22 protein-coding genes are annotated in these 25,653 nt (G+C 60.8%); 7 read left to right on the forward strand and 15 right to left on the reverse strand.

Annotation, left to right across the window (positions count from 1 at the left end; genetic code table 11):
* Positions 1-119 precede the first annotated feature (119 nt).
* Complete coding sequence (gene ilvD / locus LAB08_RS28725; protein ID WP_096514374.1) at positions 120-1,961, forward strand: dihydroxy-acid dehydratase; 1,842 nt, start codon at positions 120-122, stop codon at positions 1,959-1,961.
* A gap of 429 nt (positions 1,962-2,390) precedes the next feature.
* On the opposite strand, the gene LAB08_RS28730 is transcribed toward ilvD, so the two are convergent.
* Complete coding sequence (locus LAB08_RS28730) at positions 2,391-3,446, reverse strand: HAD family hydrolase (RefSeq protein WP_096514373.1); 1,056 nt, start codon at positions 3,444-3,446, stop codon at positions 2,391-2,393.
* A gap of 240 nt (positions 3,447-3,686) precedes the next feature.
* Here LAB08_RS28730 and LAB08_RS28735 point away from each other — a divergent pair, with 240 nt between their 5' ends.
* A complete protein-coding gene (locus LAB08_RS28735) occupies positions 3,687-5,078 on the forward strand; it encodes an L-cystine transporter (protein ID WP_096514372.1) in 1,392 nt (463 codons plus the stop codon).
* A gap of 120 nt (positions 5,079-5,198) precedes the next feature.
* Here LAB08_RS28735 and LAB08_RS28740 read toward each other — a convergent pair whose 3' ends face one another.
* A complete protein-coding gene (locus LAB08_RS28740) occupies positions 5,199-5,711 on the reverse strand; it encodes a dihydrofolate reductase (protein ID WP_096514371.1) in 513 nt (170 codons plus the stop codon).
* 99 nt (positions 5,712-5,810) lie between these two features.
* Between LAB08_RS28740 and LAB08_RS28745 the strand changes: the two genes are divergently transcribed.
* Together LAB08_RS28745 and LAB08_RS28750 are read left to right on the forward strand one after the other, a co-directional pair.
* Complete coding sequence (locus LAB08_RS28745) at positions 5,811-7,181, forward strand: DUF2868 domain-containing protein (RefSeq protein WP_096514370.1); 1,371 nt, start codon at positions 5,811-5,813, stop codon at positions 7,179-7,181.
* Positions 7,174-8,538, forward strand: coding sequence for a GTPase/DUF3482 domain-containing protein (locus LAB08_RS28750; protein ID WP_096514369.1), 1,365 nt, complete (start codon positions 7,174-7,176; stop codon positions 8,536-8,538). Before LAB08_RS28745 ends, LAB08_RS28750 begins: the two co-directional genes overlap by 8 nt.
* Positions 8,539-8,655: 117 nt before the next feature.
* Here LAB08_RS28750 and LAB08_RS28755 read toward each other — a convergent pair whose 3' ends face one another.
* The 7 genes from LAB08_RS28755 to LAB08_RS28785 all read right to left on the reverse strand — a co-directional run bounded on the left by LAB08_RS28755 (position 8,656) and on the right by LAB08_RS28785 (position 17,133).
* Entirely contained in the window at positions 8,656-9,078 is a 423-nt protein-coding gene (locus tag LAB08_RS28755; protein WP_096514368.1) for a hypothetical protein, read from the reverse strand.
* An 85-nt stretch (positions 9,079-9,163) separates the two neighbouring features.
* A complete protein-coding gene (locus tag LAB08_RS28760) occupies positions 9,164-9,730 on the reverse strand; it encodes a phosphonate degradation HD-domain oxygenase (RefSeq protein WP_096514367.1) in 567 nt (188 codons plus the stop codon).
* 137 nt (positions 9,731-9,867) lie between these two features.
* Complete coding sequence (locus tag LAB08_RS28765) at positions 9,868-10,893, reverse strand: putative 2-aminoethylphosphonate ABC transporter substrate-binding protein (protein WP_096514366.1); 1,026 nt, start codon at positions 10,891-10,893, stop codon at positions 9,868-9,870.
* Between the two features lie 54 nt (positions 10,894-10,947).
* Positions 10,948-12,672 (reverse strand): putative 2-aminoethylphosphonate ABC transporter permease subunit, encoded by a 1,725-nt coding sequence (locus tag LAB08_RS28770; RefSeq protein WP_096514365.1) that lies wholly within the window; start codon positions 12,670-12,672, stop codon positions 10,948-10,950.
* Complete coding sequence (locus LAB08_RS28775; RefSeq protein ID WP_096514364.1) at positions 12,672-13,748, reverse strand: putative 2-aminoethylphosphonate ABC transporter ATP-binding protein; 1,077 nt, start codon at positions 13,746-13,748, stop codon at positions 12,672-12,674. Before LAB08_RS28775 ends, LAB08_RS28770 begins: the two co-directional genes overlap by 1 nt.
* Positions 13,749-13,997: 249 nt before the next feature.
* On the reverse strand, positions 13,998-14,861 hold the full coding sequence (locus LAB08_RS28780) for a LysR family transcriptional regulator (RefSeq protein WP_096515626.1): 864 nt from the start codon (positions 14,859-14,861) through the stop codon (positions 13,998-14,000).
* A gap of 16 nt (positions 14,862-14,877) precedes the next feature.
* Positions 14,878-17,133: a heavy metal translocating P-type ATPase gene (locus LAB08_RS28785; protein WP_096514363.1), complete on the reverse strand. Its 2,256-nt coding sequence runs from the start codon at positions 17,131-17,133 to the stop codon at positions 14,878-14,880.
* Positions 17,134-17,218: 85 nt separating this feature from the next.
* On the opposite strand from LAB08_RS28785, the gene cadR reads away from it, so the two are divergent.
* Positions 17,219-17,668, forward strand: a complete 450-nt coding sequence (gene cadR / locus LAB08_RS28790) for a Cd(II)/Pb(II)-responsive transcriptional regulator (protein WP_096514362.1) — start codon at positions 17,219-17,221, stop codon at positions 17,666-17,668.
* A 125-nt stretch (positions 17,669-17,793) separates the two neighbouring features.
* Here cadR and LAB08_RS28795 read toward each other — a convergent pair whose 3' ends face one another.
* From LAB08_RS28795 to LAB08_RS28805, 3 genes are all read right to left on the reverse strand, one after another.
* Positions 17,794-18,765 (reverse strand): thymidylate synthase, encoded by a 972-nt coding sequence (locus tag LAB08_RS28795; protein ID WP_096514361.1) that lies wholly within the window; start codon positions 18,763-18,765, stop codon positions 17,794-17,796.
* A gap of 49 nt (positions 18,766-18,814) precedes the next feature.
* Entirely contained in the window at positions 18,815-19,627 is an 813-nt protein-coding gene (gene lgt, locus LAB08_RS28800) for a prolipoprotein diacylglyceryl transferase (RefSeq protein WP_096514360.1), read from the reverse strand.
* A gap of 97 nt (positions 19,628-19,724) precedes the next feature.
* Positions 19,725-20,507 (reverse strand): sulfite exporter TauE/SafE family protein, encoded by a 783-nt coding sequence (locus LAB08_RS28805; RefSeq protein WP_096514359.1) that lies wholly within the window; start codon positions 20,505-20,507, stop codon positions 19,725-19,727.
* 131 nt (positions 20,508-20,638) lie between these two features.
* Between LAB08_RS28805 and LAB08_RS28810 the strand changes: the two genes are divergently transcribed.
* A complete protein-coding gene (locus tag LAB08_RS28810) occupies positions 20,639-21,385 on the forward strand; it encodes an NRDE family protein (protein ID WP_096514358.1) in 747 nt (248 codons plus the stop codon).
* Positions 21,386-21,512: 127 nt separating this feature from the next.
* Here LAB08_RS28810 and ptsP read toward each other — a convergent pair whose 3' ends face one another.
* Positions 21,513-23,792 (reverse strand): phosphoenolpyruvate--protein phosphotransferase, encoded by a 2,280-nt coding sequence (gene ptsP, locus LAB08_RS28815; RefSeq protein ID WP_096514357.1) that lies wholly within the window; start codon positions 23,790-23,792, stop codon positions 21,513-21,515.
* A gap of 22 nt (positions 23,793-23,814) precedes the next feature.
* Entirely contained in the window at positions 23,815-24,294 is a 480-nt protein-coding gene (locus LAB08_RS28820; RefSeq protein WP_007897732.1) for an RNA pyrophosphohydrolase, read from the reverse strand.
* Positions 24,295-24,437: 143 nt separating this feature from the next.
* Between LAB08_RS28820 and LAB08_RS28825 the strand changes: the two genes are divergently transcribed.
* Positions 24,438-25,094: a histidinol-phosphatase gene (locus tag LAB08_RS28825; protein WP_096514356.1), complete on the forward strand. Its 657-nt coding sequence runs from the start codon at positions 24,438-24,440 to the stop codon at positions 25,092-25,094.
* Positions 25,095-25,198: 104 nt separating this feature from the next.
* Here LAB08_RS28825 and LAB08_RS28830 read toward each other — a convergent pair whose 3' ends face one another.
* Positions 25,199-25,624: a DUF2269 domain-containing protein gene (locus LAB08_RS28830; protein ID WP_096514355.1), complete on the reverse strand. Its 426-nt coding sequence runs from the start codon at positions 25,622-25,624 to the stop codon at positions 25,199-25,201.
* Positions 25,625-25,653 lie beyond the last annotated feature (29 nt).

Here is a 25,653-nt window from a genome sequence, read left to right on the forward strand (position 1 = left end):
GCGCGGCGATCCCGCAAAGTTATCGGCAACCTATGGACACACGGCCATTTCCGAGTACTCCAGACGTCAATAGAAGCTCACTTCCCTTTTGATACCTGATTAGCCGCCCGGAGTGCTTCATGCCTGATTACCGCTCGAAAACATCCACCCATGGCCGCAACATGGCCGGCGCCCGCGCTCTGTGGCGCGCCACGGGGATGAAAGATGACGACTTCAAAAAGCCGATCATCGCCATTGCCAACTCCTTCACCCAGTTCGTACCGGGCCACGTGCACCTGAAAGACCTGGGCCAATTGGTCGCCCGCGAAATCGAACGCGCAGGCGGTGTGGCAAAAGAATTCAACACCATCGCTGTCGATGACGGCATCGCCATGGGCCACGACGGCATGCTGTATTCGCTGCCGAGCCGCGAGATCATCGCCGACTCCGTCGAGTACATGGTCAACGCCCACTGCGCCGACGCCATCGTCTGCATCTCCAACTGCGACAAGATCACCCCCGGCATGCTGATGGCGTCCCTGCGCCTGAACATCCCGGTGATCTTCGTCTCCGGCGGCCCGATGGAAGCCGGCAAGACCAAACTGGCCAGCCACGGTCTCGACCTGGTCGACGCCATGGTAATCGCCGCCGACTCCAGCGCTTCTGACGAGAAAGTCGCTGAATACGAGCGCAGTGCCTGCCCAACTTGCGGTTCGTGCTCCGGCATGTTCACCGCCAACTCGATGAACTGCCTGGTTGAAGCCCTGGGCCTGGCCCTGCCGGGCAACGGTTCGACCCTGGCCACCCACAGCGACCGCGAGCAGCTGTTCCTGCAGGCCGGCCGCACCATCGTCGAGCTGTGCAAGCGCTACTACGGCGAGAACGATCAGTCGGTATTGCCGCGCAACATCGCCAACTTCCAGGCGTTCGAGAACGCCATGACCCTGGACATCGCCATGGGCGGTTCCACCAACACCATCCTGCACTTGCTGGCCGCCGCCCAGGAAGCCGAGATCGATTTCGACCTGCGCGACATCGACCGTCTTTCGCGCAACGTGCCGCAACTGTGCAAGGTGGCGCCGAACATCCAGAAGTACCACATGGAAGACGTGCACCGCGCTGGCGGGATCTTCAGCATCCTCGGTTCGCTGGCCCGTGGCGGCCTGCTGCACACCCAACTGCCGACCGTGCACAGCCGCAGCATGGAAGAAGCCATCGCCAAGTGGGACATCACCCAGACCAACGACGAAGCCGTGCATCACTTCTTCAAGGCAGGTCCTGCGGGCATCCCGACGCAAACCGCGTTCAGCCAGTCGACCCGTTGGGACACCCTGGACGACGACCGTGAAAACGGCTGCATCCGCAGTGTCGAGCACGCCTACTCGCAAGAAGGCGGCCTGGCTGTGCTGTACGGCAACATCGCCCTCGACGGTTGCGTGGTGAAAACCGCCGGCGTCGATGAGTCGATCCACGTGTTCGAAGGCAACGCCAAGATCTTCGAAAGCCAGGACAGCGCCGTGCGCGGCATCCTCGCCGACGAAGTGAAGGAAGGCGACATCGTCATCATTCGCTACGAAGGCCCGAAAGGCGGCCCGGGCATGCAGGAAATGCTGTACCCGACGTCCTACCTGAAATCCAAAGGCCTGGGCAAAGCCTGCGCCCTGCTCACCGACGGCCGCTTCTCCGGTGGTACTTCCGGTCTGTCCATCGGCCACGCTTCGCCTGAAGCCGCTGCCGGTGGCGCAATTGGCCTGGTGCAGGACGGCGACAAAGTGCTGATCGACATTCCGAACCGCTCGATCAACCTGTTGATCAGCGACGAAGAACTGGCCGCGCGCCGTGTCGAGCAGGACAAAAAAGGCTGGAAACCGGTGGAAGTGCGTCCACGTAAAGTGACCACCGCCCTGAAGGCCTATGCCCTGCTGGCGACCAGTGCCGACAAGGGTGCTGTGCGTAACAAGGCGATGCTCGACGGGCTGTAAGCGTCAGCCGCCCCCATAAAAATGCCCCGCCAAGTGCGGGGCATTTTTTTGCCTGGCCGAAACCAGGCCTCTTTGTAGGAGCCGGCTTGCCGGCGAAGGCGTGTCAGGCAACATTAATGTTGAATGTGCTGGCCTATTCGCTGGCAAGCCAGCTCCCACAGGGTTTGCGTCGTGCACAAGACTTGTAGGAGCCGGCTTGCCGGCGAAGGTGGTACGTCAGGCAACATTGATGTTGAAGGTGCTGGCCTATTCGCTGGCAAGCCAGCTCCCACAGGGATTGCGTCGTGCACAAGACTTGTCGGAGCCGGCTTGCCGGCGAAGGCGGTACGTCAGGCAACATTGATGTTGAAGGTGCTGGCCTATTCGCTGGCAAGCCAGCTCCTACGGGGTTTGCGTCGAGCACAAGGTTTGCACGGGCAGAATCCGGTCTTATTGGATCTCTTGCGGCGTGACGATCACCCAATTCTTGTCCGCAGTCACCACCAGCCCTTCCTTGGCCTGGGCCGCAGCATGCTTGGCCATCATGCCGTTTATCTGGGTCATGTACTTGTCCTTGCGATTGACCCACAGGTGGATGCCGCCCTTGGCCACGTCGACGCTGTGGAACAACATGTAACCGTCGCTGCTCGGGGTATCGCCGCCGACCAGCACCGGTTTTTTCCATTCATCGATGTAGGTCAGGATCGCCGCCTGTTTGCCGGCCATCCAGGTCGCCGGGGTCCACAGGTAAGGCGTCAGCTCCAGGCCGAGGTTGGCCTTCTCGTCATATTTGCCGGCGGTGATCTGCTTACGTGCAGTGGTCAGCTCGCCGGTCTTGGGGTCCTTGAGCAGCAGAGACACGCCGATCACGTTCTGCGGTTTGACGTTGTAGCCGTACTTCGGATCCGCCGCGACCATGCGCACCAGCTCTTCGGAAGCGGCGGTCATCACGTAGACCTCGATGCCGTTTTCCATGAGCTTGTTGTACAGCTCTTGCTGGCCGGTGAAGATTTTCGGCGGGTTGACGTCCAGGTTCTTGACCACGTCGCCGTCGTAATACGTGGCCGGCACCGGTTTGCCGGCCGCCATCATCTCATCCACATAGCCCTTGAGCTCTTGCAGCGTAAAGCCGGAAAACACCTGGGCGACCCATGGATAGCAAACCATGTCGTCGACTTCACAGAGACGGTAGTAGTAGCTGAACAGGCTTTCCTTGTGGTCGGCGGTGTCCTTGAAAGGCATCAGCTTCAGGGAGGGGTCGAGTTTGTCGCGGGTGATCAGGCCCTTGTTCTCCATGAACGGCAGCAGCGACTCTTCGAGGTCGTAGCGGTAACTGGTGTTGTCCATGTCGAACACCGCGTAGTTACCCTTATTGGCGTTGGCGGCGATCATCGCGTCCAACGCCTTGGCCTGATCGGCCGGCCAGTGTTTCAAATCCGTGGCGAATACCTGGCCGGCGAGGCCGAGGCAAAGAGCTGCAGCCAGTAATTTCGGTGCGAACTTCATCGATGTTTCTCCCTGAGTGAAAGACATCGACGCTAACAAATAAGTGTGACAGTCCTCGTCTGCCAGCGACCGCCATCGTGCCCATCGCGCCAGCTGCATCCCCGAAAGCGACATCCGCTTATTCCAAAAACGACAGTTCCAAGACGTTTTTGATATTAATTCATTAGATTTCAAGCTGTTAGGCTTGCCGGTTCGCAGCTGCCCCGGAAGGCAGTTGGCACATGTCTAATGGGAGTTCCAATGAGTCTGCCGCTGATTCTCAATCTGCTGGTGTTCCTCGCCCTGCTCCTGGGCCTGGCACAAACCCGCCACTCAACCTGGAGCCTGGCGAAAAAAGTCCTGCTCGCGCTGGTACTCGGCGTGGTGTTCGGTGTGGCATTGCACACGGTGTACGGCACCGGTCATCCCGTGCTGAAAGCCTCGATCGGCTGGTTCGATCTGGTGGGCAACGGTTACGTGCAATTGCTGCAAATGATCGTGATCCCGCTGGTCTTCGCCTCGATCCTAAGCGCTGTGGCTCGTCTGCATAACGCTTCGTCGCTGGGCAAGATCAGCTTCCTGACCATCGGCACGCTGCTGTTCACCACGGCCATTGCGGCGCTGATCGGCATCGGCCTGACCAACCTGTTCGGCCTGACCGCCGAAGGCCTCGTGGCCGGCACCCAGGAACTGGCCCGTCTGCAAATCATCCAGTCCGATTACGCGGGCAAGGTCGCCGACCTGAATGTGCCGCAATTGTTGCTGTCGTTCATCCCGCAAAACCCGTTCGCCGACCTGGCGCGGGCCAAGCCGACGTCGATCATCAGCGTGGTGATCTTTGCCGCCTTCCTCGGTGTCGCAGCGCTGCAACTGCTCAAGGATGACGTGGAAAAAGGTCAGAAAGTGATCAACGCCATCGACACCCTGCAAGCCTGGGTGACCCGCCTGGTGCGCCTGGTGATGAAGCTGACCCCGTACGGTGTGCTGGCGCTAATGACCAAAGTGGTCGCTGGCTCCAACCTGCAGGACATCATCAAGCTCGGCAGTTTTGTCGTGGTGTCCTACATCGGCCTGGGGCTGATGTTTGTCGTCCATGGCCTGTTGGTGTCGGCGGCGGGGATCAATCCGCTGCGCTTCTTCCGCAAGATCTGGCCGGTACTGACCTTTGCGTTTACCAGTCGCTCGAGCGCCGCGACGATTCCGTTGAGCATCGAAGCGCAGACTAGCCGTCTGGGCATTCCACAGTCCATCGCCAGTTTCGCCGCTTCGTTTGGTGCAACCATCGGCCAGAACGGCTGTGCCGGTCTGTACCCGGCGATGTTGGCGGTGATGGTGGCGCCGACCGTGGGCATCAACCCGCTGGACCCGTTGTGGATCGCAACGCTGGTGGCGATTGTGACCTTGAGTTCGGCGGGTGTGGCCGGGGTGGGTGGCGGTGCGACCTTTGCCGCGTTGATCGTATTGCCGGCAATGGGCTTGCCGGTGTCACTGGTGGCGTTGCTGATTTCGGTGGAGCCGTTGATCGACATGGGGCGTACGGCGTTGAACGTCAGTGGCTCGATCACCGCCGGGGCGATTACCAGCCAGGTGATGCAGCAGACGGATAAGGCGCTGCTGGAGGCGGATGAGCATTCGGCGTTGGCTCACGCTTAAACTCTTCAGCTCCTGATCTGGCCTCATCGCGGGCAAGCCCGCTCCCACAGGGATTGTTGGTGTTCACACAATGTGTGTTTCAACACGGACACTGTGGGAGCTGGCTTGCCAGCGATGCTCTCAGGCCTTTTCCCAAACTTCGAAGTTGTACGCCGGCTTGTCACCTTCTGCCGGATTCGGAACATTGGACACCAGTTTCCACTGGTTTAAATCAAACTCCGGAAACCACGCATCCCCCTCCGGGCTCAGCGCCACGCGCGTCAAATACAAGCGATCGGCCTGCGCCATCCCCTGCGCATACAACTGCGCACCACCAATCAGCATCAACTCATCGACACCTTGCTCTTTCGCCCATTCTTCGGCGCGAACCACAGCGGCTTCAAGCGACGGGTAAACCTCCGCGCCTTCCAGCACCAGATCCGCCTGACGGCTGACCACGATGTTCAAGCGGCCCGGCAGCGGACGACCGAGGGAATCCCAGGTCTTGCGACCCATGATGATCGGCTTGCCCAGGGTCGTGGCCTTGAAATATTTGAAGTCCCCCGGCAAGTGCCAGGGCATGCTGTTGTCGACGCCGATCACACGGTTTTCACCGAGGGCTGCAATCAGGCTGAGGGGGAGTGATTTAGTCATGCCGGCGAGGATACCAGAGGCCCGGCTTCTCGCAACGTAGCCCCCCGACAAGCGCCACAGCGGTTATGCTCACAGCTCAATTAAGCGACGGGATGCCGCGTGACTGAACTGAATAATCTCTGGCTGACAGAAACCATCCGCCTGCGCGAAGAACACGCAGGCCCCCTGGAGGATCTGGAAGCCAATCGTCTGGCCCGCAGCGCCGGTGGCGATTTACCGACACGCATTCAACGCCGTGCCCTGTGGCTGGCCGAACGGGATGGCCTGAGTAGCGCGCTCGTGCATTGGCTGCAAGGTGCGCGCCTGGCACTGATCGTATTGGCGGTGCTGGCCGTAATCAGCGGCGCCGGTCTGGCGTTCGCCGCGCTGGGTGACGGGCAGACGCCGGTCAATGTGTTCTGGGCCTTGGGCAGTCTGCTCGGGCTCAATCTGATTCTGCTGTTGAGCTGGGCCTTGGGGCTGGTGTTTGCCGGAGAACACGGCGCCAGTCTCGGGCGCCTGTGGTTGTGGCTCAGCGAAAAACTCGCCCGCGATGCCAAAGCCGCGCAACTGGCGCCTGCCTTGCTCTTGTTACTGCAACGACAAAAACTCAATCGCTGGGCAATCGGCGTGCTGGTCAACGGCTTGTGGTTGCTGGCGATGTTGAGTGCGCTGGTGATGCTGCTGACGATCATGGCCACCCGACGCTACGGTTTCGTCTGGGAAACCACCATCCTCGGCGCGGACACCTTTATCACAATGACCCAGGGCCTCGGCGCCCTGCCCGCACTGCTCGGCTTCAGCGTGCCGACCGTGGAAATGATTCGCGCCAGTGGCGATGCCGCGCTGAATATCGAAAGCGCCCGCCAGGCCTGGGCGGCGTGGCTGGTTGGGGTGTTGCTGGTCTATGGCGTATTGCCGCGACTGCTGCTGGCGCTGTTTTGCCTGTGGCGCTGGAAAACCGGTCGGTCGTCCTTGCATCTGGATTTGAACCTGCCCGGCTACGCTCAATTGCGCGAACGCCTGATGCCCACCAGCGAACGCCTGGGCATCAGCGATGAAGCGCCTGCGCAATTGCATCGCGTCGAAAGTGGCGTCAGTGACCAGCAAAGCGACGGCGCACTGCTGGTGGCCATCGAGCTGGACGATCAACACCCCTGGCCGCCACAACTGCCGAAAAACGTCAGCAACGCCGGCATTCTCGACAGCCGCGAATCACGGCACAAACTCCTCGAACAACTGAGCCGTTTCCCCCCGGCTCGTCTGGCCATCGCGTGTGATCCACGGCGCTCGCCGGATCGCGGCAGCCTGGCATTGATCGCCGAACTGGCCCGCAGCGCCAGCGCCACCCGCGTCTGGCTGCTGCAAGCGCCGCCCGGTGATGCGCTGGATGCCGATCGCCTCGGTGATTGGCACGTGGCCCTGCAACAGCTGGAACTGCCGTTCGCCGATAGCGCCCCGTTGAATTGGCTGGAGACGGGTCATGACTAAGCCGTTGAAGCTCGCCGTGGTCGGCCATACCAACGTCGGCAAGACTTCTTTGCTGCGAACCCTGACCCGTGATGTCGGCTTCGGCGAAGTCTCCCATCGCCCCAGCACCACACGGCATGTAGAGGGTGCTCGTTTATCCGTGGACGGCGAGCCTTTGCTCGACCTCTTCGACACCCCTGGCCTGGAAGACGCCATCGCCCTGCTCGATTACCTCGAACGCCTGGAGCGCCCCGGCGAACGCCTCGATGGTCCGGCACGACTGACCCGTTTTCTGGAAGGCAGTGAAGCGCGGCAGCGTTTCGAACAGGAAGCCAAAGTGCTGCGGCAACTGCTGACCTGCGATGCCGGCCTCTACGTGATCGACGCCCGTGAACCGGTACTGGCCAAGTACCGCGACGAACTGGAAGTACTGGCCGGTTGTGGCAAACCATTGCTGCCGGTGCTGAATTTCGTCAGCAGCGATCACCACCGCGAGCCGGCCTGGCGTGAAGCGCTGGCGCGTCTCGGCCTGCACGCATTGGTGCGATTCGATAGCGTCGCGCCTCCGGAAGATGGCGAGCGCCGACTCTATGAAAGCCTCGCACTCCTGCTGGAACATGCTCGCCCGCAGCTGGAGCGCTTGATTGCCGATCAACAGGCTCAACGCCTTGCGCGCCAGCAAAGCGCGGCGCGACTGATTGCCGAGTTATTGATCGACTGCGCCGCCTGCCGGCGCAGCGTGGTCAGCGATGCGGAACAGGAACAACAGGCCATTGGCGAACTGCGAAAAAACGTGCGCCAACGGGAGCAGCGCTGCGTCGAAGCCCTGCTCAAGCTCTACGGCTTTCGCCCGCAGGACGCAGCCGCGAGCGACCTGCCGCTACTCGACGGCCGTTGGGGCGATGACTTGTTCAACCCGGAAACGCTCAAGCAACTGGGCGTGCGGGTCGGCGGTGGGATCGCGGCCGGTGCGGCTGCCGGGGCCGGGGTCGACTTGCTGGTGGGCGGTATTACCCTCGGCGCCGCCGCACTGGCCGGGGCCATCGCCGGCGGTGCCCTGCAAACCGCGCGCAGTTATGGCAGCCGGTTGCTGGGCAAGATCAAGGGCCAGCGTGAGCTGACGGTGGACGACAATGTGCTGCGGCTTTTGGCGCTACGGCAACGGCAACTGCTGCAAGCACTGGATGCCCGTGGGCATGCGGCGATGGACAGCATTCAAGTCGCTACACCTCAGGACAAGACTTGGCGCGAAGGAAAATTACCGGAAGCCCTGAACAAGGCGCGTGCGCATCCACAGTGGTCGTCGCTCAATGCGCATGCAAAATTGAATCAGGCGGAGCGTCAGGAACAAATCGAAGAGCTGGCACAACAACTGTAAATGTTGTGGCGTGTTGACGGGCCCCTTCGCGAGCAGGCTCGCGCCTACAGGGAAACGCATTCCAATGTGGGAGCGAGCCTGCTCGCGAAGGCCGCGCCACAAATCAAGAGCCAAGTGTCACCACTCGAGCTTCAGAAATTCCCGCACCAACGTGTTAAGCCGTGTTCGATCGGTGCGATTGGCGTGGCCATCGTTGTCTATGTCGGAAACCAGCACGATCTCGAAGGTGCCGTCGTTATCCAGGTCATGAACCGCTGCCTTGTAGGCAATGATCGGGCCCTCATGGAAATGCAGCCGCACCGACTCTGGTGTGCCGTCGCCCGAAGGATTCAGTGAAAACATTCGCAGATGCCGCTCCTCGCCTTCGCCGGCATTGAACCATCTGCATTTCAAATAGGTAGAGCCAAAGGTTCTCAGCCGCCGAATCTCATCGTCCGTCGCCTCACGCAGCAGTTGTTCTCCCTCAAAAAACTGAAACTGAAGCGTATCTGCCACCCCGCCACCGCTTCGATCCTGAGCAATCACCTTTAAATAGCGCATCCATTTGCTTCCTTGTGAAAAGCTCAGCTTGAGCCCTGCCAACAAGGCGATCCATACAACGCTTCGTCAGTTACCGTAGGACCGTTCAGCAACTTTCGCGGGACAACAACCCCACAGCCTTGCGCTTCAACACCCCAAGATCAATCACCGGCACATGCATCTCCTTGGCCAGCTCATCCCACTGCCGCATGCGCAAACTCACTTCGCACAACGGGTCCTGCTCGAAGGCATCCGCTTCGGCTTCGGTCATCACCCCGCCCTGATACTCCAGCGTGCGGCGACTGGCCTCGCTCAAGCGTTCGTAATAACCCGGTTCCCTGAGCGTCAGATACCGCTTGGCCTGCACGTGGTACTCCACCAACCGTGCCATGCGTTCACTGAATCCTGCGCTGCGCAGGTAGTCGGCGCCCAGCCGCTCATGACTGACCACGCCAAAGCCGCCCATGTTCTCGGCACCCTCAGTGCAGATATGTCCGATATCGTGGAAAAACGCGGCGAGCACCACTTCGTCGTCGAAGCCTTCGGCCATTGCGCACTGCGCGGCCTGGGACATGTGCTCGATCTGCGATACCGGCTCGCCGATGTAATCGGCATCGCCGAAGCGCTCGTACAGGGCGAAGACCTTGGCGACTGCTTGTTCGTTGTGGTTCATCAGAGGTCTCTCGATGACATGAATTTTGTCTTGAACTGTAGACCGCTTTCGCGAGCAGGCTCGCTCCCACAAAGGAATGCGTTTCCCTGTGGGAGCAAGGCTTGCCCGCGATGGGGCCCTATCAGGCGAAAAATGGCTTACTTGGCCGCCACTTTCTCGGACTTGCCGTCATAACGCTTGCGCCATTCGGTCAGAATCTCGTCGCGATTCTTCGACGCCCAGGCAAAGTCGTTCTTGATCAAACGCTGCTCATAATCGGCCGGCAATTCGGTCTGCGGCTTGGCGATACCCGGTTGTGCGAGCACAGCGAAGTTCTCTTTATATAGCTCCATCGCCTCAGGGCTGGCCGAGAAGTCCGCGAGTTTCTTCGCGGCGTCTTCATGCGCGGTGCCTTTGATCACGGCAGTCGCTTCGATCTCCCAACCCAGGCCTTCTTTCGGCAGGATGATGTCCAGCGGCGCGCCCTGGCGCTTCAGTTGTACTGCCGGGTACTCAAAGGAAATACCGATCGGGAACTCACCCGCCGCCGCCAGTTTGCAGGGCTTGGAACCGGAGTGAACGTACTGGCCGATGTTCTGGTGCAGGTCGTCCATGTACTGCCAGCCCTGCTTCTCGCCGAAGGTCTGCAACCAGGCGCTGACGTCGAGGAAACCGGTGCCGGACGACGCCGGGTTCGGCATGACGATCTTGCCTTTGTATTCAGGCTTGGTCAGGTCTTGCCAGCTGATTGGCTTGGTCAGGCCCTGCTTCTCGGCTTCGACGGTGTTGAAGCAAATCGTCGCGGCCCAGACGTCCATGCCGACCCAGGCGGGCGGGTTGGCGACGTCGCGGTAGTTACTGCCGATTTTGCCCAGGTCTTTTGGCGCGTAGCTTTGCAGCATGCCTTGCTGATCGAGAATCGCCAGGCTCGAAGCCGCCAGACCCCACACGGCGTCAGCCTGCGGGCGAGCTTTTTCGGCCAGCAGTTTGGCGGTGATGATGCCGGTGGAATCGCGCACCCACTTGATCTCGACGTCAGGGTTGGCCTTTTCGAAGGCGTCCTTGTAGGTCTTCAGTTGTTCGGCTTCGAGGGCGGTGTACACCGTCAACTCGGTTTTCGCAGCGTATGCGTTCAGGCTGAAAGCGGTGAGGACAGCAGCGGCCAGGGCCAGGGGCTTGAACATGATCTTTTCCTGTATTTGAGTTGAGGGACTTTGGCTTCTTTTTGGAGCAGCGAATCAATGACCGGGCGCGGTCTGTCGCCACGCTTGTGAGCGGCGCAGCAAACCGCGCGAGGCCCAGGCCAGCAGCAGGGACACGCCCGCCGAGGTGAACAGAATCAGGGTCGACATCGCCGCCGCGCCGCCGACATTGCCGGCGTCGTCCATGTTCAGCACCGCCACCGCCGCAAGGATGGTGTCGGGGCTGTAGAGGAAGATCGCCGCCGAGACGGTGGTCATGGCCGAGACGAACAGGTAGCGCACGATGTCCAGCAGCGCCGGCAGGCAAATCGGCACGGTGACCCGCAGGTAGTGCCGGTACAGCGGCGCCTTGAGCGACAGCGCGGCCGCTTCGAACTCGGCGTCGAGCTGGCGCAATGCAGTGGTGGCGGTCATCTGCGCGGTGGTCAGATAGTGCGCAATGGTGCAGACCACCAATAGGGTCATGGTCCCGTAGAGCACGTGCAGCGGATTGCCGGTGAGGTTGAAGAAGAAGACGTAACCCAGGCCGAGCACCAGGCCCGGCACCGCCATCGGTACGAAACTGAGCATGCGCAGGGTCAGATTCAGGCCGCGCTGGCCCTTGGTTTTCTCCATCAGGTAGGCACCGGTGAAGATCAGCACGCTGCCGATCAGCGCCGTGCACAACGCCATTTTCACGCTGTTGCCGTAGGCCAGCCAGCCACCGCCCGCGGTGTCGTTGAACTGGTAGTGGTTGAGCGACAACGACAGGTTGTACGGCCAGAACTTCACCAGCGAAGAGAACACCGCCATGCCGAACACCAGCAGCAACGCAGCGCAGATCAGCAGCACGATGGCCAGGTAGCAACCGTCGCGCAGTGTCGACGGCGCCGGCTTGAAGACTTGCGCCCGACCGCTCATGGAATCGCCATGACGCCGACGCAACCAGGCGTCGACACCGAAGCTGAACAGCGCCGGCAGCAGCAACACCATGCCGATCAAGGCGCCGCGACCGAACTGCTGCTGGCCGACCACGGCTTTGTAGGCCTCCAGCGCCAGCACTTGATAGTCACCACCGACCACCACGGGCACGCCGAAATCGGTGATGGTCAAGGTGAACACCAGGCAAAACGCGGCGAACACTGCCTGACGCGTCGCCGGCCAGGTGATGCTGCGAAAGGCTTTAGCGGGACTGGCGCCCATGCTGGACGCGGCATCAAACAATCGCGCATCCGCCAGCGACAAGGCTGACAGCAAAATCATCAAGGCGTGTGGGAAGGTGTAGATGACCTCTCCCAGAACAATGCCCCAGAAACCGTAAATGTTGTCCGAGAGCAGACCGCGCAGCATGCCCTGGTTGCCGAACAGATAAACCAGCGCGATACCGGGCAGCATGGACGGCGCCATCAGTGGCAGCAACGAAATGCCGCGCCAGATGCCTTTGCCAGGTATCAACGTGCGTTGCAGGGCGTAGGCAAACAGGTAGGCCAGTGGTACGACGATGGCCGCCACGCTGAGGGAAACCTTCAGGCTATTGCCCAACAGCCAGTGGAAGTTGGCACCGGTCACCAACTCCCGCGCGGCCAGCCAGCCTCCACCCTGCCCGGCTTCAGAACTGAAGCCGCGCCAGAAGATCGCCAGCAACGGCATCAACACGGCGACGCCAAGCATCACCAGCAGCAGGACTTTGCCGCCGACCACGAAAATCCGGTCACCGATCTCGGCACGAGAGACTGGCCGCACCTGCTTGCGCGGTAGCGGCAGCGCGATGTTCGCGCTCATCAGGCAAACACCTGCAGGCTGCGCGGTGGCAAGGCGACCATGATCTGCTGCGCGCCAAGACGCGGCATGGCTTCCGGCGCCAGTTCGGCCAGCAAGGCGTGGCCGGGCAAATGATCGAGTTCGAAGCTCATGCGGCAGCGGTTGCCGAGGAAAGTGATTTCGCGAACCTTGGCCGGGAACAGGTTTTCTTCGTGCACCACAGGGTTGACGTTGATCGCTTCCGGGCGACAGAACAAACGACCTGATGCAGCCCTGGCGCTGCCGTCGACCAGACGCAGGTTCATCCCGCCGACCTGGGCATGGCTGTCGCTGCTGCTGTGGAACGGCAGCCAATTGCCCTGGCCGACGAACTCCGCCACGAACGGCGTGGCCGGGCGGTTGTAGATTTCCTGGGGCGTGGCGTACTGCTCGACCTGGCCGTTGTTCATCACGGCGATGCGGTCGGCCATCAACATGGCCTCGTCTTGATTGTGGGTGACCATCAGGGTGGTGATACCGAGCTCCCGCTGCAGTTGACGCAATTCGGTGCACAGGTGCTCACGAACGCGGGCGTCGAGGGCCGACATCGGCTCATCCAGCAGCAACAACGACGGCGCCGGGGCCAGCGCCCGAGCCAGCGCGACCCGTTGCTGCTGACCACCGGACAATTGGCCGGGGTACTTTTTCTCACTGCCGCTCAGGCCAACCAGTTCGAGCATCTGCCCGACACGCTGGCGCACTTCATCGCGACCGCTGCCGGCCAGGCCGTAGGCAATGTTCGCTTCGACGGTGAGATTGGGAAACAGTGCGTAGGACTGGAACAGAATGCCGTAATCCCGAGCCTGAGGCGCCAGGTGGGAAACGTCGCGACCGCCCAGGTACAACTCGCCGCTGTCCTGTTTCTCCAGACCGGCGATGCAGCGCAGCAGAGTGGTTTTGCCACAACCGGAAGGTCCGAGCAGGCACACCAGCTCACCGGCCGCCACGTCGATGGACACATTATCGAGCGCGGTGAAGGCACCGAAACGCTTGTGCACGCCACGCACTTTCATTGGCGCGCCGGGGTTGGTCAGGGCAGTTGCGATCGAGTTGTTCATGGACGGACCTCATCTAGCAGATGAAGGCCATCCTAGAGTTGTAATGCGTCCGTCATATGGCAGTGAGGCAAAATCGGCCGATAGTGGTATTCGCGGATTTTGGTTAAGTCATGTGTTGTCTGTGCTGACCTCATCGCTGGCAAGCCAGCTCCCACAGGGTTCTCCAGTGAACACAGATCTTGTGAACACTAGAAACAACTGTGGGAGCTGGCTTGCCAGCGATTAGGCCCTCACAGAAGAAGCAAATCCTCAGACCGGTGACATTTCCTGCGCCACCCCGAGAAACGCCGCCGGCAACCGCGCATTTTTTCGCTCCTTGAGGCAGTACAGATACTCCGGCAGCAAGGGCGCATTCTCGATAGTCAGCACCCGCAGCTGGGGATCGTGGGGCACTTCCTGGCGGGCGATGAGGCTGATGCCGATGTTGCGCAGCACCGCTTCGCGGATCGACTCGCGACTGCCGATCTCCAGCAATGGCCCGACATTCACGCCGGCGCCGGCCAGCAGCTCTTCGGTCATGCGCCGGGTGGTCGAGCCCGGTTCGCGCATCAACAACGTATGCCCTGCCAATGCACTGAGAGGCACATGATCGTGGCCAGCCAATGGATGACTGCGATGCACCGCCAGCACCAGCGGATCGCTGCCGAGCACCCGGCGAATCAACCGTGCGTCCTCCAGCAGCTGCGAGGACGCCGCGACATCGACCCGGTAATCCTCCAACGCTTCCAGCACCTGCTGCGAGTTGCCGATTTCCACCGACACTTCCACCTGCGGCAGACGCTCGCGAAAGGTTTTCACCAAATCGAGGATGTAATACGGCGCGGTGGCGGCGATGCGCAACGTACCCTGAACCTGCCCGCTGTTGCGCAGGAAAAATTCGATGTCGGCTTCCTGCTGCATCAGCGCCTTGACCATCGGCAGCAGGCGCGCGCCCTCTTCACTGACACTCAGGCGACGGCCGCCACGGTAAAACAACTCCACCGAGTATTGGCTTTCGAGATTGCGAATCTGGGTCGTCACCGTGGGCTGGCTCAGGCCGAGCTTCTTCGCTGCCAGGGTAATGCTGCCCAGGCGGGCAACCATGTAAAACGCCTTCAGCTCGGCACTCAGCACAACCATCCCTCTTCGTCTATTTGCGCAGCAGGCGCAAACCGTTGAACACCACCAACAGGCTCACGCCCATGTCGGCAAACACTGCCATCCACATGGTAGCGAGCCCGGCGAAGGTTACCCCAAGAAAGATCGCCTTGATGACCAATGCCAGGGCAATGTTCTGTTTGAGGACGCTTGAGGTCTGCCTCGACAGGCGGATGAATGCCGGGATTTTGCGCAGATCATCGTCCATCAGGGCGACATCGGCGGTCTCGATGGCGGTGTCGGTGCCCGCGGCGGCCATGGCGAAACCAATTTCGGATCGCGCCAGCGCCGGGGCATCGTTGATACCGTCGCCGACCATACCGACGCGGTGGCCCTGTACATAAAGCGCTTCAATGGCTTGCAGCTTGTCGGTCGGCAGCAGGTCACCTTTGGCCTGATCGATGCCGACTTGCGCGGCAATCGCTTCGGCGGTGTGAACGTTGTCGCCGGTAAGCATCAGGGTTTTGATGCCCAGTTCGTGCAGTTGCCGGATGGCTTCGCGGCTGGAGTCTTTTACCGTATCAGCCACGGCGAACAGCGCCAGCGGACCCGACCGGTCGAGCAACAGCACCACCGACTTGCCCTGTTTTTCCAGGGCGAACAGCTTCTCCTCCAGCGCGGGCGAGCACAGCCCCAGATCTTCGACCAATCGATGGTTGCCCAAATGGTAGAGCTGGCCGTTGATAACCCCGCGCACTCCGCGCCCACCGAGGGCCTCGAAGTTATCCACAGTCAACGACGCAGGCTGTTTATCCACAGCCGCGCTGGCGATGGCCCGCGACACCGGGTGATCCGAACGACCGGCCAGCGCCGCCGCAATCGCCGGCGCCGATGCATCGGCGGTGGGATCGAGTGACAGGTAATCGGTTTGCACCGGTTTGCCATGGGTGAGGGTGCCGGTCTTGTCCAGAGCCAGATAATCGAGCTTGTGACCGCCCTCCAGATAAAGGCCGCCCTTCACCAGAATGCCCTTGCGCGCCGCAGCGGCCAGGCCGCTGACGATGGTCACCGGGGTGGAGATCACCAGTGCACAGGGGCAGGCGACGACCAACAGCACCAAAGCACGGTAGATCCAGTCAAACCACAGCACATTCATGAACAGCGGCGGCAACACCGCCACCGCCAAGGCCAGGATAAATACCGCCGGGGTGTAGATTCTGGAGAAGCTGTCGACGAATCGCTGGGTCGGTGCCCGCGCACCTTGGGCCTGTTCGACCGCGTGGATGATTCGCGCGAGCGTCGAATTGTTCGCGGCGGCGGTGACGGTATATTCCAGGGAGCCCGCCTGATTGATCGTGCCGGCGAACACCTTGTCGCCGACAGTTTTTTCCACCGGCAGGCTTTCACCGGTGATCGGCGCCTGATCGATGGTCGAATTGCCCGCCAGCACCTCGCCGTCCAGGCCGATGCGCTCGCCGGGCCGCACCCGCACCCGTGCACCGAGGTCGATGGTTTTCACATCTTGCGCGACCCAACTGCCGTCGGCCTGCAACACCGTTGCCTGTTCCGGGGTCATCTGCATCAGGCCGCTGATCGCATGACGCGCGCGGTCCAGGGACTTGGCTTCGATCAACTCGGCCACGGTGAACAGAAACATCACCATCGCCGCTTCCGGCCACTGGCCGATGAGGATCGCGCCCGTCACCGCGATGCTCATCAGCGCGTTGATGTTCAGATTGAGATTCTTCAGGGCGATCCAGCCCTTTTTATAGGTGCCGAGGCCGCCGCTGAGAATCGAGACCAGTGCGATGACTGCCACAACCCAGTTCGGCGCGACCGCGGTGAAGTGGATCACCTCGGCCACCAAAGCGGCGACGCCGGACAGCGCCAACGGCCACCAGGGCTTTTTCACCGGTGTCGGCAGCGGTGTTTCGACGCCCTGCTCCAAGGGCTCGGCGTGCATTCCAAGGGACTGGATGGCGTCGATGATCGGCGCGGTACTCGTCAGGTTATGGGTGACACCCAGCACCCGATTAATCAGATTGAACTCCAGCTGCTGAACGCCGGTCAGTTTCCCTAACGTGTTCTGGATCAGCGTTTGCTCGGTCGGGCAGTCCATGGCCTCGATGCGGAAACTGCTCAGCCGTGCATCGGCACTTGACGCTTCGCTCAACTTGATCAGCGCGGGCGCCGCGGCGATCGACGAACAGCAGGCGTCACCATGGCTGCCATGTGAATGTGCAGTCACGGGCTTGAGTTTATTACCGGGAGCATCGTCGGCTTTGTGAGTGTGCAGGGAATCGCTCATTGATTGCGTCCATAAGAGTACCTGTTGCCAAGTAAAGACCCTGTAGCCACTATAGGGTCAAGCACCCTTTTTGGAGATCGTCATCATGAAGATCGGAGAATTGGCGAAACTCACCGATTGCGCGGTTGAAACGATTCGCTACTACGAGCGTGAAAACCTGCTGCCGGAACCGGCACGCAGCGACGGCAACTACCGCGTCTACACCCACGCCCACGCCGAACGCCTGACCTTCATCCGTAACTGTCGCACCCTCGACATGACCCTCGAGGAAATCCGCAGCCTGCTGGCTTTTCGCGATAGCCCGCAGGACCAGTGCGAAAGCGTCAACGCACTGATCGACGAGCACATCCTCCATGTGAAGGCACGAATTGACGGTTTGCTGGCCTTGCAGACGCAACTGCTCGACCTGCGCCAACGCTGCAGCGAAGGGCCTGGGGTCGATCAATGCAGGATTTTGCAGCGATTGGAGGTGAGCGGCGGGGTGGTGGCGACGGAGGTTGAGCATTCCCATGTGGGCCGAAGCCACGGCCATTAAGCCCCCCCACAAAACCACTGTGGGAGCGAGCCTGCTCGCGAATACGGTTTCTCATTCAACATTGAAGTCGACTGATCTACCGCTTTCGCGAGCAGGCTCGCTCCCACAGGGTTAATGGTCGGCTGTTAAACCGCCATCGGCGCGGTCATCGGCGCATGGTGCTCGTAGCCTTCCAGCGAGAAATCGCCCGGTTCGACCAGCTCCAGCCACTCCGGCTGATACACGCCGGTCTTGGCAAATTCCGGCACGCGGTCGGAGATCTTCAGTTTTGGCATCGGGAACGGCTCGCGCTTGAGCTGTTCGTTGAGCATGTCCAGATGGTTTTCGTAGACGTGCGCGTCACCGATGAAATAGGTGAACCAGCGTGGGGTGTAGCCGGTCAGGCGACCGATCAGGCTCAGCAGCGCCGCGCCTTCGGTCAGGTTGAACGGGGTACCCAGGCCCAGATCGTTGGAGCGGATGTAGAGGGTCAGGGAGATCTCTTTGGTCTCGACATTCGGGTGGAACTGGTACAGCAAGTGGCACGGCGGCAGGGCCATTTCATCGAGTTGGGCAACGTTCCAGCCATGGAACAGGATGCGGCGGCTACCCGGGTCCTTGATGATGGTGTCGACGCACTGGCGCACCTGATCGATGGCTTTGTACAGCACCACGTAGGCCTGACCATCTTCTTCACCTTCGGCGATCTGACGGTAGCCTTGCTTCAGGGTCTGCTCGATGGCGGCCTGATTGCTGACCGGAATCTGCTTGTACGCCGGCCATTTGCGCCATTGCACGCCGTAGATTTCGCCGAGGTCGTCCTCGCCCTGACGGAACGGGTTGGCCAGCCACTGGGCGTTTTCATTGGCGTTCTGGTCCCAGACCTTGCAACCCAACGCGCGGAATTCGGCGGCGTTGTTCACGCCACGCAGAAAACCACACATCTCGCCAATGGCTGATTTGAACGCCATTTTGCGGGTGGTGATCGCCGGGAAACCTTCCTGCAGGTCATAACGCAGCATCGCGCCGGGAAAGCTGATGGTGTTCACACCGGTGCGGTTGGCCTGCTTGGTGCCGTTCTTGATGACGTGGGCGACCAGTTCGAGATATTGCTTCATGAGTTACCTGTGTCCTTGAACCCGCAGCCGTCGCTGCGGGATTCGAATTTTATACGGCTGCCGCTGGCGTTGCCGGGGCGCGGTGATACGCCAGCCAGATCAGGAACAACCCGCCGACGATCATCGGTACGCACAGCACCTGCCCCATGGTCAGCCAGTTCCAGGCCAGATAGCCCAGTTGCGCGTCCGGTACGCGGACGAATTCGACGATGAAACGGAAAATGCCATAGAACAGCGCGAACATCCCGGACACCGCCATGGTTGGCCGCGGCTTGCGCGAGAACAGCCACAGGATCAGGAACAGGGCCACGCCTTCCAGCGCAAACTGGTACAGCTGCGACGGATGACGCGGCAACTGCGCCGGGTCACTGAACGGCGGGAAGATCATTGCCCACGGCACATCGGTCGGCTTGCCCCACAACTCGGCATTGATGAAGTTGCCGATGCGCCCGGCCCCCAGGCCGATCGGCACCATGGGTGCGACGAAATCCATCAGTTGGAAGAACGACTTGTTGTTCTTTTTACCGAACCACAACGCCGCCAGCATCACGCCGATAAAGCCGCCGTGGAACGACATGCCGCCCTTCCACACTTCGAAAATCAGCGTCGGATTGGCCAGATAGGCGTGCAGATCGTAAAACAGCACATAACCCAGGCGACCGCCGACAATCACACCCATCGACATCCAGAACACCATGTCGGAGAGTTTTTCCTTGGTCCAGGTCGGGTCGAAGCGGTTCAACCGGCGAGACGCCAGCAGCCAGGCACCGCCAATACCGACCAGGTACATCAAGCCGTACCAGTGGATTTTCAGCGGACCGATGGCCAGGGCCACCGGATCGATCTGCGGGTAAGGCAGCATTGCGACTCCTTATAAGCGTTCAAATCTTAAAAATTCCCGGGCGACGCTGCCACCTCAGGATTAAGCCAGGATTGCGCTGCGCGTCAGAGCAGGTGCTTCAGACTAGAAAGTTCAGGCCAACGCAGAACAGCAAAGCGGCAAACAGTCTTTTCAGCAACTTTGGCGACAGATTGTGAGCCAGCCGCGCACCGAAGCGGGCAAAAACCATGCTGGTCAGGGCAATGCCCAGCAGTGCCGGCAAATAAACGAAACCGAGACTATGGGCCGGCAGCAACGGATCGTGCCAGCCCAGAATCATGAAACTTAATGCACTTGCCAATGCGATCGGCAGGCCGCAAGCCGACGAGGTGGCCACCGCCTGCTGCATCGGCACGCTGCGCCAAGTCAGGAACGGCACGGTCAACGAACCGCCGCCAATCCCGAAAATCGCCGAGGCCCAACCAATCACACTGCCTGCCACGGTCAGACCGACTTTACCCGGCACCGTTCGGCTGGCCTTGGGCTTGAAGTCCAACGCCAGCTGCGCGGCGATCACCAGGGCGAACACACCGATGATTTTTTGCAGGTTGGGTCCGGAGATCGCTTCGGCGGTCAGGGCACCGAAACCGGCACCGATCAGGATGCCGACGGTCATCCACACAAAGATCGGCCAACGCACGGCGCCGCGACGGTGATGCTCTCGTACGGCGTTGACCGAGGTGAAAATGATCGTCGCCAGCGACGTACCGACGGCGAGATGGGTCAGGATCGAAGGATCGAATCCTTGCGCCTTGAAACTGAATACCAGCACTGGAACGATGATGATCCCGCCGCCCACGCCGAACAGCCCGGCCAGCACCCCGGCACAGGCGCCGAGCGCCAGATAGAGCAGAAATTCCATGCTTTTCCCCACCCAACCCCAAAACCGGAGCGGCATGGTAACGGATGCATGGCCTTGGGCTCCACTGGATGGCGATGGATACCCGCACGTTGACTGCGTAAAGTGGGCAAAAAACACACTGGGATCACCTTATGTGCCTGATTGTTTTTGCCTGGCGACCGGGTCATGCCCAGCCGCTGATCGTGGCGGCCAACCGCGACGAGTTCTACGCCCGCCCCAGCCTGCCGCTGGCGCCATGGCCCGAAGCACCTCAGGTGGTCGCCGGTCGCGACCTGGAGGCCGGTGGCACCTGGCTCGGTGTCGGCGCCAACGGGCGCTTTGCCGCCCTGACCAATATTCGCGATCCCCATCGACCGCCAGGTCGCAAGTCCCGGGGTGAGCTGGTGGCGCAGTACCTTACCGGCGAAAAGCCAATTGATGACTATTTGACCGACGTTGTCGCACGTTCGCCGGAGTATGGCGGATTTAATCTATTGGTCGGTAATAACCATGAACTCTGGCACTTCAATGCCCGGGAGTCGGAAGCGGTCATGCTGCCGCCCGGGGTCTACGGGCTATCGAATGCCGGCCTGGATACGCCATGGCCGAAACTGCTCAAGGCCAGAGCCGCCCTGAGCGAAGTGCTGGACGATCCGCAACCGCAGGCGCTGCTGGCCTTGCTGGGCGATGCGCAGCAAGCGCCGTTTGCCGAGCTGCCGGATACCGGGGTGGGGTTGGCCACTGAGACGCTGTTGTCGAGTGTGTTTATTGCCAGCCAGAGTTACGGGACGCGAGCGAGTACGGCGCTGATTGTGCAGGCGGATGGGACGCGGCATTTGGTCGAACGGAGTTTCGGGCCGTATGGCGGGCATCTTGGGGAAGTGGAGATCAGGCTTTAGATTTGCTGTGTGTCTGAGGACGCATTCGCCGGCAAGCCGGCTCCTACAGGGTTTGCGGCGTTCACTAAATTTGTGAACGACTCGGTTCTGTAGGAGCTGGCTTGCCAGCGAAGCAGACGCCGCTAACTCAGAGGGTCTTGACCGAAGCCGGATTGATCATCCGCGCCAACCCAAGGTTTTTCAGCGCCAGTTGCAGCGAGCTGTGGATGACTTGCGGGTTGTCGATGGTCATCAGCTCGGCCAGCAGTTCCCTGGCTTTGCTCAGGTTGATCTGGCGCAACATCCACTTCACTTTCGGCAAGTTGGTCGCGTTCATCGACAAGCTGTCGAACCCCATCGCCATCAACAACACCGCCGCCGCCGGATCACCGGCCATTTCGCCGCAGATACTCACCGGCTTGCCTTCTGCATGGGCGTCGCGCACCACGTTTTGCAGGGCTTGCAGCACCGCCGGGTGCAGGTAGTCGTAGAGGTCGGCCACCCGTGGATTGTTACGGTCCACGGCCAGCAGGTATTGGGTCAGGTCGTTGGAACCGACCGACAGGAAGTCCACCTGCCGCGCCAGTTCCTTGGTCTGGTACACCGCCGCCGGAATCTCGATCATCACGCCAACCGGTGGCATCGGCACGTCGCAGCCTTCATCGCGCACTTCACCCCAGGCCCGATGGATCAGGTGCAGGGCTTCCTCCAGTTCATGGGTACCGGAGATCATCGGCAGCAGAATCCGCAGGTTGTTCAAGCCTTCACTGGCCTTGAGCATGGCACGGGTCTGCACCAGGAAGATTTCCGGGTGGTCGAGGGTGACACGGATGCCGCGCCAGCCAAGGAACGGGTTGTCTTCCTTGATCGGAAAGTACGACAACGACTTGTCGCCGCCGATGTCCAGGGTGCGCATGGTCACTGGTTGCGGATGGAACGCGGCAAGCTGCTCGCGGTAGATCGCCAGCTGTTCCTTTTCGCTCGGGAAGCGCTGGTTGATCATGAACGGTACTTCGGTGCGGTACAGACCGACACCTTCGGCACCACGCTTCTGCGCCCGCGCCACGTCTGCCAGCAAACCGGTGTTGACCCACAGCGGCATGCGGTGGCCATCGACCGTGATGCACGGCAGATCGCGGAGCGCATCCAGCCCCAAGGCCAGTTGTTTTTCTTCCTCGACCACTTCGGCGAACTGCTTGCGCAGCACGTCGCTCGGGTTGGTGTAGACCTCACCGTGATAGCCGTCGACGATCATCTGGATGCCGTCGACCTTGGAATACGGCAAGTCGACCAGGCCCATCACGGTCGGGATGCCCATGGCGCGTGCCAGGATCGCCACGTGGGAGTTGCCGGAACCCAGCACCGATACCAGACCGGCCAGCTTGCCTTCCGGCACCTCGCCGAGCATGGCCGGCGTCAGTTCTTCGCTGACCAGAATGGTGTTGTCGGGATAGACCAGGGTTTGCTGGCGCTCTTCCTGCAAATAAGCGAGCAGGCGACGACCAAGATCCTTGACGTCGGACGCGCGCTCACGCAGGTAGGCATCGTCCATCAATTCAAAACGGTTGACGTGATCGGTAACGACCTGGCGCAAGGCGCCCTGGGCCCACTGGCCGGTCTTGATCACAGTGGTGACTTCACTGCCCAGCGCCGCATCGTCGAGCATCATCAGGTAGACGTCGAACAGCGCACGCTCTTCAGGACGCAACTGCGTGGCCAGCTTGGCGGACAACGTGCGCATGTCGGCGCGCACGCCTTCAATGGCGGTCTTGAACAGCCCCAGTTCGGCGTCGATGTCGTCAATGGTCTTGTCGGGGACCACGTCCAGGTCAGCCGGTGGCAGCATGACCACCGCGGTACCAACCGCCGCACCCGGTGAACCCGGCACGCCGATGAACTTGGCTTCCTGAATACCCTTGCCCTGACGGCCCAGGCCACGGATCGAACCGGTGGCCTCGGCATGGGCGATAACACCGGCGAGCTGCGCGCTCATGGTCACGAGGAAGGCTTCTTCACCTTCATCGAACTGGCGGCGTTCTTTTTGCTGAATGACCAACACACCGACAACCCGGCGGTGGTGGATGATCGGTGCCCCGAGGAATGAAGCAAAGCGCTCTTCACCGGTTTCGGCGAAATAGCGATAGCGCGGGTGATCCGCGGCGTTTTCGAGGTTCAGGGGTTCTTCACGCGTGCCGACCAGGCCGACCAGACCTTCATTGGGAGCCATGCTGACCTTGCCGATCGAGCGCTTGTTCAAGCCCTCGGTGGCCATCAGCACGAAACGGTTGGTCTCGGGATCGAGCAGGTAGACCGAGCAGACCTGGCTGCCCATGGCCTCTTTGACGCGCAACACAATAATCCCCAACGCCGCCTTGAGATCCTTGGCGGAGTTAACTTCCTGGACGATCTTGCGCAGCGTATTGAGCATGGCTCGGGGTCGAACTCCGTCGTCAGTCGCGCGCTAAAAGGCGCGGGGCAAGCTCTTTGAGAGCGCGTCGATACACCTCGCGCTTGAATGTCACCACCTGGCCCAACGGATACCAATAGCTGACCCAGCGCCAGCCATCGAATTCCGGTTTACCGGTCAAATCCATCCGCACCCGCTGCTCATTCGAAATCAGGCGCAGGAGAAACCATTTCTGCTTCTGGCCGATGCACAGCGGTTGGCTGTGGGTCCTGACCAGACGTTGCGGCAAACGATAGCGCAACCAGCCCCGGGTGCAGGCGAGTATTTCAACATCTTCGCGCTCCAGGCCCACTTCTTCGTTCAACTCGCGGTACAAGGCGTCTTCCGGCGTCTCCTGGGGATTGATTCCGCCTTGAGGAAACTGCCAGGCATCTTGATTGATACGGCGAGCCCATAGCACCTGGCCAGCATCATTCGTAAGAATGATCCCGACATTAGGACGGAAACCATCGGGGTCGATCACGGCAACAACCTCGCAAACGCATGTCGCCGCATTGTTCCACAAAGGTTGTGAAGGCAGCAACGCGCCGACCTACGTTATGTGCACTCTTGTGAAAAGTCCGTATTCTGGACACCTTTCTTCCGACTTTTCAGCGAGTAACTGCAATGCGGCTGGCTTTATTCGACTTGGACAACACGCTTCTTGGCGGCGACAGCGACCACGCCTGGGGCGATTACCTTTGTGAGCGCGGCTTTCTCGATGCCGTGGCCTATAAGGCACGCAACGATGAGTTCTATCAGGATTACCTCGCCGGCAAGCTGGATAACGATGCCTACCTGAACTTTTGCCTGGAAGTCCTCGGCCGCACCGAAATGGCCACGCTGGATCTATGGCACAGCGACTACATGCGCGATTGCATCGAACCGATCGTGTTGCCCAAGGCAATCGAACTGCTGGCCAAACACCGCGACGCCGGCGACCAACTGGTGATCATCACCGCCACCAACCGTTTCGTCACTGGCCCCATTGCCAGGCGCCTGGGTGTCGAAACCCTGATCGCCACCGAATGCGAAATGGCGGGCGGCCGCTACACCGGGCGCAGCACCGACGTGCCGTGTTTCCGTGAAGGTAAAGTAACGCGCTTGAATCGCTGGCTGGAAGAGACCGGGCACAACCTGGAAGGCAGCTACTTCTACAGTGATTCGATGAATGACTTGCCGTTGCTGGAACAGGTGGCGAACCCGGTGGCGGTCGATCCTGATGCGAATCTGCGCGCCGAGGCAGAGAAGCGTGGCTGGCCAGTCATCAGTCTGCGCGACTGATATCGCCTTCGCGAGCAGGCTCGCTCCCACAGTGGATTTGCGAATGACGCAAATCCCTTGTGGGAGCGAGCCTGCTCGCGAATGGGGCAACTCGGTCTCAAGGTTTAAACCGGTTTCGCGCCCATCAACCCCGCAATCGCCACAAAACAGACAAAACTGAACAACGCCAACGCAAAGGTAAATTTGCCCACGCCACCCGGCGTCTTGCGCACTTTGTTCAGCCGCACCAACAACCAGAACCACGCCAGCGCCGCCACGGTGTAAAGCACACTGGACGCCAGCAGCCAGGTCTGTCCCAACGGCCAGCCTACCAGGTGCACCATCCACCAACCGGTAAACGGCATGCTCAGCAGCGCCAGCCCCATCAACAGCCAGATGAACACTCGCGGCCGTTGCAGGGTACGGCTCGCCGCCGTTGCGTCGCCTTGACGCCGGGTACGCCAGACCCAGATCCCCAAGCCCAGCGCACACACCAGCAACACCACCGTCGCCACCATGTGCGCCGCTTTCAGGGCCGTTAACGTTTCCATGGTTCGATTTCCTTATGCCTTGCCCATCA

It is taken from the genome of Pseudomonas izuensis (assembly GCF_002356535.2).
GTDB classification, from domain to species: Bacteria; Pseudomonadota; Gammaproteobacteria; order Pseudomonadales; family Pseudomonadaceae; genus Aquipseudomonas; species Aquipseudomonas izuensis.

Coding starts and splice junctions, on each gene's coding strand:
- ilvD (WP_096514374.1), top strand. CDS start 120: ATGCCTGATTACCGCTCGAAAACATCCACCCATGGCCGCAACATGGCC.
- LAB08_RS28730 (WP_096514373.1), bottom strand. CDS start 3,446: ATGAAGTTCGCACCGAAATTACTGGCTGCAGCTCTTTGCCTCGGCCTC.
- LAB08_RS28735 (WP_096514372.1), top strand. CDS start 3,687: ATGAGTCTGCCGCTGATTCTCAATCTGCTGGTGTTCCTCGCCCTGCTC.
- LAB08_RS28740 (WP_096514371.1), bottom strand. CDS start 5,711: ATGACTAAATCACTCCCCCTCAGCCTGATTGCAGCCCTCGGTGAAAAC.
- LAB08_RS28750 (WP_096514369.1), top strand. CDS start 7,174: ATGACTAAGCCGTTGAAGCTCGCCGTGGTCGGCCATACCAACGTCGGC.
- LAB08_RS28755 (WP_096514368.1), bottom strand. CDS start 9,078: ATGCGCTATTTAAAGGTGATTGCTCAGGATCGAAGCGGTGGCGGGGTG.
- LAB08_RS28760 (WP_096514367.1), bottom strand. CDS start 9,730: ATGAACCACAACGAACAAGCAGTCGCCAAGGTCTTCGCCCTGTACGAG.
- LAB08_RS28765 (WP_096514366.1), bottom strand. CDS start 10,893: ATGTTCAAGCCCCTGGCCCTGGCCGCTGCTGTCCTCACCGCTTTCAGC.
- LAB08_RS28770 (WP_096514365.1), bottom strand. CDS start 12,672: ATGAGCGCGAACATCGCGCTGCCGCTACCGCGCAAGCAGGTGCGGCCA.
- LAB08_RS28775 (WP_096514364.1), bottom strand. CDS start 13,748: ATGAACAACTCGATCGCAACTGCCCTGACCAACCCCGGCGCGCCAATG.
- LAB08_RS28785 (WP_096514363.1), bottom strand. CDS start 17,133: ATGAGCGATTCCCTGCACACTCACAAAGCCGACGATGCTCCCGGTAAT.
- cadR (WP_096514362.1), top strand. CDS start 17,219: ATGAAGATCGGAGAATTGGCGAAACTCACCGATTGCGCGGTTGAAACG.
- LAB08_RS28795 (WP_096514361.1), bottom strand. CDS start 18,765: ATGAAGCAATATCTCGAACTGGTCGCCCACGTCATCAAGAACGGCACC.
- lgt (WP_096514360.1), bottom strand. CDS start 19,627: ATGCTGCCTTACCCGCAGATCGATCCGGTGGCCCTGGCCATCGGTCCG.
- LAB08_RS28805 (WP_096514359.1), bottom strand. CDS start 20,507: ATGGAATTTCTGCTCTATCTGGCGCTCGGCGCCTGTGCCGGGGTGCTG.
- LAB08_RS28810 (WP_096514358.1), top strand. CDS start 20,639: ATGTGCCTGATTGTTTTTGCCTGGCGACCGGGTCATGCCCAGCCGCTG.
- ptsP (WP_096514357.1), bottom strand. CDS start 23,792: ATGCTCAATACGCTGCGCAAGATCGTCCAGGAAGTTAACTCCGCCAAG.
- LAB08_RS28825 (WP_096514356.1), top strand. CDS start 24,438: ATGCGGCTGGCTTTATTCGACTTGGACAACACGCTTCTTGGCGGCGAC.
- LAB08_RS28830 (WP_096514355.1), bottom strand. CDS start 25,624: ATGGAAACGTTAACGGCCCTGAAAGCGGCGCACATGGTGGCGACGGTG.